The 10,891-nt window shown below is 74.7% G+C and carries 12 protein-coding genes and 1 pseudogene; 10 read left to right on the forward strand and 3 right to left on the reverse strand.

The window, feature by feature from the left end; translation table 11 throughout:
* Nucleotides 1-231 precede the first annotated feature (231 nt).
* Complete coding sequence (locus tag IE329_RS37035; protein ID WP_190215455.1) at nucleotides 232-786, reverse strand: DoxX family protein; 555 nt, start codon at nucleotides 784-786, stop codon at nucleotides 232-234.
* 266 nt (nucleotides 787-1,052) lie between these two features.
* On the opposite strand from IE329_RS37035, the gene IE329_RS37040 reads away from it, so the two are divergent.
* Both IE329_RS37040 and IE329_RS37045 read left to right on the forward strand, forming a co-directional pair.
* Entirely contained in the window at nucleotides 1,053-1,637 is a 585-nt protein-coding gene (locus IE329_RS37040) for a TIGR03086 family metal-binding protein (RefSeq protein ID WP_190215456.1), read from the forward strand.
* A gap of 228 nt (nucleotides 1,638-1,865) precedes the next feature.
* Nucleotides 1,866-2,531, forward strand: a complete 666-nt coding sequence (locus IE329_RS37045; protein WP_190215457.1) for a hemerythrin domain-containing protein — start codon at nucleotides 1,866-1,868, stop codon at nucleotides 2,529-2,531.
* Here IE329_RS37045 and IE329_RS37050 read toward each other — a convergent pair.
* Nucleotides 2,515-3,300 (reverse strand): VOC family protein, encoded by a 786-nt coding sequence (locus IE329_RS37050; RefSeq protein ID WP_190215458.1) that lies wholly within the window; start codon nucleotides 3,298-3,300, stop codon nucleotides 2,515-2,517. The two genes, IE329_RS37045 and IE329_RS37050, sit on opposite strands and share 17 nt — an antisense overlap.
* Nucleotides 3,301-3,671: 371 nt before the next feature.
* On the opposite strand from IE329_RS37050, the gene IE329_RS37055 reads away from it, so the two are divergent.
* The 8 genes from IE329_RS37055 to IE329_RS37090 all read left to right on the forward strand — a co-directional run bounded on the left by IE329_RS37055 (nucleotide 3,672) and on the right by IE329_RS37090 (nucleotide 10,708).
* Nucleotides 3,672-4,376, forward strand: a complete 705-nt coding sequence (locus IE329_RS37055; RefSeq protein ID WP_190215459.1) for a hypothetical protein — start codon at nucleotides 3,672-3,674, stop codon at nucleotides 4,374-4,376.
* 80 nt (nucleotides 4,377-4,456) lie between these two features.
* Nucleotides 4,457-5,020 (forward strand): OsmC family protein, encoded by a 564-nt coding sequence (locus tag IE329_RS37060; RefSeq protein WP_190215460.1) that lies wholly within the window; start codon nucleotides 4,457-4,459, stop codon nucleotides 5,018-5,020.
* 139 nt (nucleotides 5,021-5,159) lie between these two features.
* Complete coding sequence (locus IE329_RS37065) at nucleotides 5,160-5,819, forward strand: TetR/AcrR family transcriptional regulator (protein ID WP_190215461.1); 660 nt, start codon at nucleotides 5,160-5,162, stop codon at nucleotides 5,817-5,819.
* 198 nt (nucleotides 5,820-6,017) lie between these two features.
* Complete coding sequence (locus tag IE329_RS37070) at nucleotides 6,018-7,523, forward strand: MFS transporter (protein WP_190215462.1); 1,506 nt, start codon at nucleotides 6,018-6,020, stop codon at nucleotides 7,521-7,523.
* 48 nt (nucleotides 7,524-7,571) lie between these two features.
* Nucleotides 7,572-8,483: a glutaminase gene (locus IE329_RS37075; protein ID WP_190215463.1), complete on the forward strand. Its 912-nt coding sequence runs from the start codon at nucleotides 7,572-7,574 to the stop codon at nucleotides 8,481-8,483.
* A 147-nt stretch (nucleotides 8,484-8,630) separates the two neighbouring features.
* The gene (locus IE329_RS37080) at nucleotides 8,631-9,443 is read left to right on the forward strand and encodes a hypothetical protein (RefSeq protein WP_190215464.1); all 813 of its coding nucleotides are present in this window, start codon (nucleotides 8,631-8,633) and stop codon (nucleotides 9,441-9,443) included.
* A gap of 80 nt (nucleotides 9,444-9,523) precedes the next feature.
* Entirely contained in the window at nucleotides 9,524-9,997 is a 474-nt protein-coding gene (locus IE329_RS37085; RefSeq protein ID WP_229928063.1) for a DUF4240 domain-containing protein, read from the forward strand.
* 105 nt (nucleotides 9,998-10,102) lie between these two features.
* Nucleotides 10,103-10,708: a mycothiol-dependent nitroreductase Rv2466c family protein gene (locus IE329_RS37090; protein WP_190215465.1), complete on the forward strand. Its 606-nt coding sequence runs from the start codon at nucleotides 10,103-10,105 to the stop codon at nucleotides 10,706-10,708.
* A 103-nt stretch (nucleotides 10,709-10,811) separates the two neighbouring features.
* Here the strand turns inward: IE329_RS37090 and IE329_RS42150 are convergent.
* A pseudogene (locus IE329_RS42150) lies at nucleotides 10,812-10,891 on the reverse strand (Resuscitation-promoting factor Rpf1); the annotation flags it as partial.

Here is a 10,891-nt window from a genome sequence, read left to right on the forward strand (position 1 = left end):
ACCGGAGCCACCAACAGACGGCCAACACGCCACCAACCGGGCGCCGGGGCGGGCCCCCGCCGGCCGGCCCGGCCCCCGGGCGGGAACGCGCGGAGGCCCCGGCCGGGCCGGGACCGTCGTCCCGTCCGTGCCGGGGCCTCCGCCGGCCGGCGCGCCCCTCCGCCTCCCGACCGGAAGGGGCACGCGGTGGCCGTCAGGCGCTGGTCGTCGTCCTGCGTCCGGCCGGCCCGGTCAGTTGCGCACCAGCAGGATCACACCGGCCGTGGCCAGGCCCAGCAGGATGGCGGTGGCGCCGTGGACGAGCCGGTGCTCCCGCAGCACCGGCAGGTAGCGGTCCGCGGCGAGCCGGCCGGGCCCGGTCAGGGTCAGGCCGGCGGCGGCGACAGTCAGCAGGAGTTCGTACTCGACGCCCTTGGGGGCGACGAAGCCCCCGCCCCAGCGGACGGCCAGGGCGTTGAGCATGGTGCCGACGAGGGCCGCGCCGGCCAGCGGGGTGAGCAGCCCGGCCGCCAGGCCGAGGCCGCCGAAGGTCTCGGTGAGGCCGGCCACCACGGCCATCGTGCGGCCGGCCGGGTAGCCGACCGCGGTGAAGAACTGACCGGTGCCGTCGATGCCCCCGCCGCCGAACCAGCCGAACAGCTTCTGGCTGCCGTGGACGGCCATGGTGAGGCCGAGCGCGAGGCGCAGCAGCAGGAGTCCGGCGTCGTACGCGTGCGGGGAGCCCGCCGGGGCGGCGGTGTTCGGGTCGGCGTGAAGTGCGGGGGCGGGGGCGGTGGTGCTCGGCATTCCGTCTCCTGGGGTAGGTCGTGGGATCCGGGCAGCCAGGACGGCCCGGGCGGCCTGGTGCGTCCATCCGGTAGTTCAAATTCGAATAACTCGGATCGACCGTACCGGTCCTTTCGAATTTGAACAACCTCGCGGACGACACTCCCCGGACCCGCCCCGGGCCACCGCCGGGACGGCCGCGAAGACCCCCGCGACGGCCGCGGCAGGCCGGTCGCGGAGCCGCCGCCCGACGGGCAACGCGCCGCGATCGGGGGCAGGCTGGAGGCATGTCCGAACGACCCGAGGCGCCGGTGCTGCGCCTCTTCCCCCAGGCCCTTGAGGCGTTCGGCCACCATGTGCGCCTGATCACCCCGCACCAGTGGCCCGCCCCGACGCCGTGCTCCGAGTGGTCCGTCCGGGACCTCGTCAACCACCTCACCGCCGAACAGCTGTGGGTCCCCGAACTGCTGATGGGGTCGACCGTCGCCGAGGTCGGCACCCGGTTCGACGGGGACGTGCTGGACGACGACCCGGCCGCCTTCTGGCAGAACGCGGCCGAGGCCGCCGAGGAGGCCTTCCGGGTGCCGGGGGCGGCCGGCATCACCGTGCACCTCTCGTTCGGCGACGTCCCCGCGACGGGCTACTGCGCCCAGCTGACCGCCGACGCCGTGGTGCACACCTGGGACCTCGCCCGCGGCCTCGGCGCCGATCCCCGCCTCTCCGACGAGCTGGTGGACTTCGCGCTGGCCGAGATCGACAGCTGGGGCGACCTCGCCGGCACCGGCCTGTTCGCCCCCGCCCTGCCGGTGCCCGACGGGGCGAGCCCGCTCACCCGGCTGCTCGCCCGCACCGGACGCCGGGACGGCCCCTGACGGCCCGCCCCCCCCGGCCGGCGGGGCGGCCCCGGGGCCGGGCGGATCCGGCCCACGGGGGCCCCGGCCGGCCCGCCGGCGCCCCGGCGACCGGGCCCGGGCGGCGTGGACAGCGCACACTCACCCGGCGGACGCCGGATACTGGATACACCTGACCCGCTCAGCGGACACCAGTCGCGGCGGGCCGGGCCGGCCGAGGTGACGGGGCGAACCGAAACGAGGCGAGCCATGAGCCGCAGGGCAGACGTCGTCGACGAGCTCAGCGCCGACCACCGCGCGGTGGCGGAGCTGCTCGCGCGGATCGAGAAGGCCGCGCCGGGCAGCGCCGGCACGGGGGCACCGCCCGCCACCGGGCCGCAGGACGCGGAACCGTCGGGAGAGACGGGAGCGCCGCCGCAGGCCGTGGCCGGCGGGCCGGTGCCCCCGGGCGGTACCGGCGCGCCCCCGGACGCCCCGCCGGCCGGCGACCCGGCCGGCGGCCCGGGAGGCACGGCCGACGACGGCGTGGTGACGCTCGTCGAGGCGCTGTCCGACCTGCTGCTGAGCCACTGCACCGAGGAGGAGGAGTACCTCTTCCCCGCCGTCCACGAGCAGGTGCCGGACGGCGGGGCGCTGGTGTTCACCAGCCTCGCCGACCACCTGGCGATCGGGCAGTACCTCACCGACCTGCAAGGACTCTCCCCCGGCGATCCGGCGTTCGGGCCGCTGCTGGACGGCCTGGGCAGCGCCGTCCACACCCATCTGGCCGAGGAGGCCGAACGGCTCTTCCCGGCCGTCCGCGCAGCGATGGCCCCGGAGCTGCTGGAGACGCTCGGCGAGCGGCTGCGGGAGGGCCGGCGGGAGCTCCCGCCGGTCACGCCCCCCGCCGAACCGGCGGCTACGCCGGAGGGCTGATCACCGCGAACCGGCCGCCCTCCGGGTCGGTCAGCCGCGCCACCCGGCCGTACGGGGTGTCGAACACCGGCCCGAGCAGGCCACCGCCCAGGCGTTCGGCCAGTTTGGCGGCGGCGTCCGCGTCCGCCACCGAGAACGAGACCTCCCAGTGCGGCGGGGTGCCCACCGGGCCGGTGGCCTTCTCCGCCCGCAACGCGGCGACACTGCGGCCCTCCACCCGCAGGACCACCCGCTCGTGCTCGTACCGGACCTCGAAGTGCGCCGGGTCGCGGTCGTCCCAGCGGAACACCTCGCCGTAGAAGAGGGCGGCGGCGAACGGGTCGGGGGTGCGCAGCTCGATCCAGACCGGGGAGCCGGGCAGGGCCAGCCGCCGGGCCGGGCCGGGCGGGCCCTCCCAGAGGCCGAACACCGCTCCGGCCGGGTCGGCCGCGAAGGCCACCCGGCCGGCGTCGAAGGACAGCGGGCCCACCGCGAGCGTCCCGCCGCGCTCACGCACCGCGTCGGCCGCGGTGTCCGCGCTCTCCGTCCCGAAGTAGCCGGTCCAGGCCACCGGCATCACCCAGCCGCTGCCGGAGACGCCGAGGCCGGCGACCGCCTCCCCCTCCACCACCGCGTGCACGTACGGGCCGAAGCGGTCCGGTCCGGGTTCGAATTCCCAGCCGAGCAACTGCCCGTAGAAGGCCTGCGCCGCGTCGAGGTCGCGCGCCATCAGGCTGACCCAGCACGGCGCGGCCGGCACGCATCGCACGCTGGCGGTTCGGCTGCCCATTTTCGCGGTACCTCCTCGACCCGACGCCGGGCCGGTCCCGGCAACAGGCGGCCGCCGAGCCGCCCGCCGCCCTCAGCCTAGGGTCACCGGCACGTCCCGGCGCGGCACGGCACGCGCCTTGCCCGGACCTCTCGTCCCGCCCGCACCCGGCCCGCGCCGGGCGGATGCCCCGCCGGCCGGCGCCCGGCCGGCCGCCGGCCCGGACGCTCCCCGCAGGCCCACCCCGACGCCCAACTGCGTTGGCGGAGAAGGGCGTCCGGCCCGATCGGCGCCGTCCGCCGGGGCACCCGCCGGAACGCCGGGCGGGGCTTGACAGCCGGAGGAGAATCGGCCGAAAAGCAGGGTCTCCAGGCGACAGACGGGTGGCTCGGATGGCAACGCGACGGTACTGGTTCGCTCTGGCGGTGTTCGGCGGGCTGCTGCTGCTCTCCCTACCGCTGTACCTGACGTCCGGGTCCTCCTGCACGGGCGGGGGCTGCTCGATCGGCGTCTCGGCCCCGAGCGGCCTGCTGACCGTCGGCCAACTCCCGCGCCCGCGGCTGCTGGAGGCGTACGCGCTGCTGGCGATGCTGATCGGCGGGGTCCTGCTGATCAGGCGCTACCGGCGGGCCGGCACGCTCGGCCGGCTGGTGCCGGCGCTGCTCGCGGCCACCGCCTTCGCCGGCGGGACGGCCTGGCTGACGGCCACCCACTGGGAGGGGTTCCGCCGGCCGTCGGCGCTGCTGGAGACCGCCGAACTGCTGCTCTTCAACGGGGCGACGCCGGTGCTGCTGGTCGCGGTGACCGTGCTGGCGCTCGCGGCGGGCGAGCGCAGCCTGCCGCTGCTCGCCTTCGCGGTGCTCTTCGGCGCGGTGGCCTACCTGGCGGCGACCTACGACTCCTTCTACCTGCTGGGCCGGATCGGCCTGCCGCTGGACACCCTGCACGACCCGGACGGGATCCGGCAGATGCTGAACATCGCGGTGCCGGCCGGGCTGCTGCTGGTGGCCGCGCTGATCGCCCGGCTGGCGGCCGGCCGCACTCCCGCCGGCGCCACGGCCGGCCCGGCCCGGCGCGGCCGGCACTCCCGGCACTGACCCGTGACCGGTGCGGGCGGCCCGGGCCGGCTGTTCGAACCGGCCCTGCGGCAACCGCCCCGGCCCGTACGCTGCCCAGCATGACGATCACACCGGAACCCCGCCGGCCCGGGCTCGCCGAGCACCTGCGCGACAAGGGCGCCGCCATGCGGGCGGCCGCCGGCCGCCGGCCCGCGAGCGAGGACTGGGAGGAGGAGATCGGCGCCGTCTGCGTGGCCGACGACGCCACCGGGGTCCGCAAGGTGCGGGTCGGCGACTGGTCCTTCGTCGGGGACGGCGGCCCCGACATCGGCGGCTACGGGCTGGGGCCGTCCTCGCCCGAACTGCTCTGCGCGGTGATCAGCACCTGCCTGACCCACACCGTCCTGTGCATCGCGGCGCTGGACGGCCTGCCGCTGGACCGGGTGGAGGTCGCCGTCACCGCCCGCAACAACGACGCCCGCTTCTTCGAGGTCCCGACCGACGCGCCGCCGGTGCCGTACGACCTCACCGCCACCGTCGACCTGCGCGGCCCGCTGTCCCCCGAGGCCGCCGGGGCGCTGCTCGCCGCCGCCGACGAGCGCTGCCCGATGCTGCGGATGGTCCGGTCCGAGCACGCCCTCACGGTGCGCGCCGCCGCCTCCGCCCCTCCGGCGACCCGCTGACATTCCCGCCTCCGGCCCACCACGGCGCGATGTGACCCAGATCACATCGCGCCGTGAAATTTCTGGGGACCAACTCCCCGTTTGCTCTTCTGTAGGACGAAGCGGGGAAGGATTCCCCGGAACCCGAGAGGAGCAGACCGTGACCGCCACCGCTGCACCGCGCGCGCCCAAGCTGCGCGCGGACGCCACACGCAACCGGGAGCGGATCATCACGGCGGCCCGCGAGGCCTTCGTCGAACACGGGGCCGACGCCCCGCTCGACGAGATCGCCAAGCGTGCGGGAGTGGGCAACGCGACCCTGTACCGTAACTTCCCGGACCGCTCGGCCCTCTTCCGGGCCGTCGTCCTCCACGTGAAGACCCGCATCGTCGCGCACGCCGAAGCCGCCCTGGCGGACCGCTCGGACCCGTTCGACGCCCTGCAGGACTTCGTGCACGCGGCCGCCGACGAGAAGCTCGGCGCCCTGTGCCCGATGATGTCCGGACGCTTCGACCCGTTCGACCCCGAGCTGGTGGAAGCCCGCTCGCGGCTGGAGGGCACCGTCACCGAACTGCTGGACCGCGCCCGGCACGCGGGCGCACTGCGCCCGGACGTCGGCGCCGGGGACGTCTTCGTCGCCATCAGCCAGCTCACCCGACCGCTCCCCGGCACCACCTGCGTCAACTTCGCCGACTTCGTCCACCGCCACCTGCAGCTGTTCCTGGACGGCATGCGGGCACCGGCTCCGAGCACCCTGCCCGGCCGGGCGATCACCTTCGAGGACTTCCAGCACCACACCGACGCGACACCCGGCGCCTGACCCCGCCGACCGAGCACCGAAGCCTGACGGCCCCATCAGGCACCTGACCACCGAAGCCCGTCCCGCGGCCCGCCCACCGGCAGCCGCCCAGCCCCACCTGTCGGAAACCGCCCGCCGGAGCGCAGCCCGCCGCGGCGAGAGTTCCGCACGCCAACTGCCCTGAGTTTGCAAGCCACGCACCGCAAAGTGAGTACCCCCATGCCCGAAACAGCCCTGCAGCCCGATCCCCGGCGCTGGAAAGCGCTGATCTTCATCGGCCTCGCCCAGCTGATGGTCGTGCTCGACGCGACGATCGTGAACATCGCCCTGCCCTCCGCCCAGCGCGACCTCGGGATCACCGACGGCAACCGCCAGTGGGTCATCACCGCGTACGCCCTCGCCTTCGGCGGGCTGCTCCTGTTCGGCGGCCGGATCGCCGACCTCTGGGGCCGCAAGCGCACCTTCGTGGTCGGCCTGGCCGGCTTCGCGCTCGCCTCCGCACTGGGCGGCGCCGCCGCCAACACCGCCATGCTGCTCGGCGCCCGCGCCCTGCAGGGCGTGTTCGGCGCCCTGCTCGCCCCCGCGGCGCTCTCGCTGCTCGCGGTGATGTTCACCGAGGCCAAGGAGCGCGCCAAGGCGTTCGGCATCTACGGCGCCATCGCCGGCGGTGGCGGTGCCATCGGCCTGATCCTCGGCGGCCTGCTCACCGAGTACCTGAACTGGCGCTGGACCTTCTTCGTCAACATCCCGTTCGCCATCATCGCCGCCTTCGGCGCCGTCATGGTGATCCGTGAGCCCGCCCAGGGCCGCAACCGCAACCGCCTGGACATCCCCGGCGTGCTGCTGGTCACCACCGGCCTGGTCTCGCTCGTCTACGCCTTCACCCGCGCCGAGTCGGACGGCTGGTCCGCGCCGCTCACCATCGGCCTGTTCGTGGCCGCCGCCGTCCTGCTGGCCGCCTTCGTGGTGGTCGAGCGCGTGGTCAAGGCCCCGCTGCTGCCGCTGCGCGTCGTCCTGGACCGCAACCGCGGTGGTGTCTACCTGTCGCTCGGCCTGGCCGTGATCGGCATGTTCGGCCTGTTCCTCTTCCTGACGTACTACCTCCAGGTCGTGCTCGACTACAGCCCGGTGCTCACCGGCGTGGCCTTCCTCCCGATGGTCGCGGGCATGATCACCGGCTCCACCCAGATCGGCGCCCGCCTGATGACCCGGGTGGCCCCGCGCTACCTGATGGCCCCCGGCTTCCTGGTCGCCTCGGTCGGCATGCTGATCCTCACCCAGATCAAGACGGACAGCTCCTACCCGGCGCTGATCCTGCCCGGTCTGGTCCTGATGGGCCTCGGCATGGGCACCGCGTTCATGCCGGCCATGAGCCTGGCCACGCACGGCGTCCAGCCGCGCGACGCCGGTGTCGCCTCCGCCATGGTGAACACCTCGCAGCAGGTCGGCGGCGCCATCGGCACCGCGCTGCTCAACACCATCGCGGCCAGCGCCACCACGGCCTACCTCACCGCGCACGCGGCGTCCGGCGGCTCGCCGCAGGCCCTGCAGCTGCAGTCGATGGTGCACGGCTTCTCCACCGCCATCTGGTGGTCGTTCGGCATCCTGGTGCTGGCCGCCGGCATCGCCTTCACCTTCATCAACACCGGCCACCAGGGCGGCGCCCCGGCCGGAGCGGGTGCGAGCGAGGAGGACCTCAACGCGATCCCGGTGCTCGCGCACTGATCCCGCCCCGGCCGCGACACCAGCGGCCGAGTGCACAATGATGGCCTGGTGGATCTTCAGGACCAGTTGAACCAGGCCATGGAAGCGGCCCGTCCGGTGCTCGGCACCGGGCGGGTCGCCGACTACATCCCGGCCCTCGCCGCCGCCGACCCCGCCGCCTTCGGGCTGGCGCTGGCCACCGTGGACGGCGAGGTGCACGGCGTCGGGGCCTGGGAACAGCCCTTCTCCATCCAGAGCATCTCCAAGCTCTTCACGCTCTCCCTGGCGCTCGCCGTCGGCGGGGACGAGCTCTGGCAGCGGGTCGGCCGCGAGCCCTCCGGCAGCCCGTTCAACTCGCTGGTGCAGCTGGAGACCGAGCACGGCATCCCGCGCAACCCGTTCATCAACGCCGGCGCCGTCGTCGTCACCGACCGGCTGCACAGCCTCACCGGTGACGCCCGGGCCGCCGTCCGGGACTTCCTGCGGGCCGAGTCCGGAAACCCGCTGCTCGACAGCGACTCGGTGGTCGCCGCCTCCGAGGCCGAGCACGGCCACCGCAACGCCGCCCTGGCCCATTTCATCGCCAGTTACGGCAACCTGGAGAACCCGGTCGCCACCGTGCTCCAGCACTACTACGACCACTGCGCCCTCACCGCGAGCTGCCGCGACCTCGCGCTCGCCGGGCTCTTCCTGGCCCGCCACGGACTGCGCGCCGACGGCTCCCGGCTGCTGACCCGCAGCGAGGCCAAGCGCATCAACGCCGTCCTGCTGACCTGCGGCACCTACGACGCGGCCGGGCAGTTCGCCTACCGGGTCGGCCTGCCCGGGAAGAGCGGGGTGGGCGGCGGCGTCCTGGCCGTCGTCCCCGGTCGCGGCACCCTCTGCGCCTGGGGCCCGGCCCTGGACCCGGCCGGCAACTCGGTCGGCGCGGTCGCCGCGCTGGACGCCTTCACCACGGCGACCGGCTGGTCGGTCTTCTGAGGCATCCGGGCGGCGCGGGTCACCCGGGCGGGCCGCGCCGGCCGGGCCGCCGGGGAGTTCCGGCGTAAGGCTGCGCGCCGTCGGATCCTCTGCCACCATCGGTGACGGTACGTCAGGCGGTGGCGCGGCGACGGCGGAGGAGCGGGCATGCGGTGGTCCTGGCGGAGCACGGGGTCCTTGCTGGCCTGTTCACTGCTGGCCCTCGCGGGCTGCTCGGGCTCGGACCACGGCCCCGCGTCGGCGGACGCCGGGCGGCCGGCGTCCGCAACGGCCTCCGACTCCGCGCAGAGCCCGTCGGCCTCGCCCAGCCCCTCCCCGACCGCGACGGCCGCCCACACCCCGCCGCCGGTCGCGGAGTGCACCGACACCGCGGCCTTCAGCCAGCAGCAGCTGCACGACTACCTGGCCAAGCTGCCGAGCGCGACCGGCGGGCTGAACGGCCTGCACACCTCCTACGACGGGGTCCACTACGACCCGTCGGTCGACCACCGGCCGTGCAAGACGCTGTACGTGAACGTCACCCACTTCTGGGTGGTGGTGACCGGTGCCGGCGGGGCCACCTTCAACCCCGACGACTGGCGGTCCGGCATCCCCGGCCTCCCCGGCAGCAGGCGGAGCCTCCCGCCCCTGCCCGGGCTCCCCGGCACGGGCACCGACCCCACCCCGACCGCCCGGGGCAGCCAGGAGCCGACCTTCACCTACAAGCTGATCAACACCACGCCGCTGGCGCTCACCCTGGGCGCGGGCACCGTGATCGGCAGCGGCCCGCCCGCCCCGGAGACCTGCCGGGGCACCCTCAGCGTCGTCCATCTCGGGGAGCCGGTCACCGACGCGGAGCTGCCGGACTCGCTCCGCTTCGAATCCTCCCCGATCGATCGCGGTGCCTCCACCGTCAAGGTGAAGGCCGACCGCGCCATCGACGCGACCCTCGTCCCGCCGTCGAGCCGGGCGGGCTGCTGACGGCGGCAACGGCCCGGGCCGCACCGCCCGGGCCGGGCCCGCGGACCTGATTGTCCGAGGCGGCGGGCACAATGCCACCCATGATGACCTGGGACGACTTCTGGACCTTGATCGACCTGCTGGGCGACCGGTGCCGCTGCGACTACACCACGCCGCTGGCCGAGGCGCTGGCCGAACTGCCGCCCGCCAGGATCGTCGACTTCGAGGAGCGCCTGGCGGAGGCCCTGTACCGGCTGGACCGGCGCGAGTTCGGGGTGCTGCCGGTCATCGACATGAGCAGCCCCGGGAAGCCGTTCCCGCAGTCCGACGACTCGTTCCTCTACTCCCGGTGCGCGGTGGTCGCGGCCGGGCGCGCGGAGTACGAGGCCGTACTGGCCGATCCGGCCCGGTTCGCCCCGCACACCGCCACCACCCTGCACGGCGAGGACCTGCTCCACCTGGCCGAGGAGGCCTACGAGGAGGTCACCGGCGAGGAATGGGACGTCGTCACCGCGTTCGACTACGAGAGCTGCTCCAACGAGGACGGCTGGCCGGAGCAGGTGCGGCAGTTCTGACCACGGGGCCGGTGCCCGACAGGCGGCCGACGGCAGGACTGGCCCAAGGAAACCGGCTCGGAATGGCTCTTCGGCCTGGTCCACCCGGCGCCTAGTCTCGGCCGGGTGACCAACCGAGTCGACTTCTACTTCGATCCCGTCTGCCCGTTCGCCTGGATCACCTCCCGCTGGATCCTGGAGGTCGGGCAGCAGCGCGACCTCGACCTCCGGTTCCGGGTGATGAGCCTCTCCGTGCTCAACGAGGGCCGCACCGGCCTGCCCGAGCGCTACCAGCGACTGCTCACCACCGGCTGGGGCCCGGTCCGGGTGTGCGTCGCGGCCGCCCAGCACCACGGCGAGGCCGTCCTGGGTGCGCTCTACACGGCCCTCGGCACCCGGATCCACACCGAGGGCCGGCCCGTCTCCGACGCGCTGGTCCGCGAGGCCCTGGCCGAGGCCGGGCTCCCCGCCGGCCTCGCCGAGGCCGCCCACTCGCATGACTACGACGACGCCCTGCGCAAGAGTCATCACGAGGGCATGGACCCGGTCGGCGAGGAGGTGGGCACGCCCACCCTGCACATCGACGGCGCCGCGTTCTTCGGCCCGGTCCTCACCTCGATACCCCGCGGCGAGGAGGCGGTCCGGGTCTTCGACGGCGTGCGCCTGCTGGCCGGCCACCCCACGTTCTTCGAGCTGAAGCGCACCCGTACCGGCGCCCTGGACTTCGGCTGAGCGGAAGACGCTCGGCGGGGCCCGCTGCGACGCCGACGGCGGCCGGAGCGGGCCCCGGGCGTGCGGAAGGGGCCTGGGGTGGTACTCGGTGAGGCCGGTGTTACTTGGTGAGGCCGGCCTTGACGGAGCAGACGGGCCAGGCACCGGGACCCTGGGCGGCGAGGACCTTCTCGCCGATGGCGA

Source organism: Kitasatospora indigofera (genome assembly GCF_014655955.1).
Lineage (GTDB): Bacteria > Actinomycetota > Actinomycetes > Streptomycetales > Streptomycetaceae > Kitasatospora > Kitasatospora indigofera.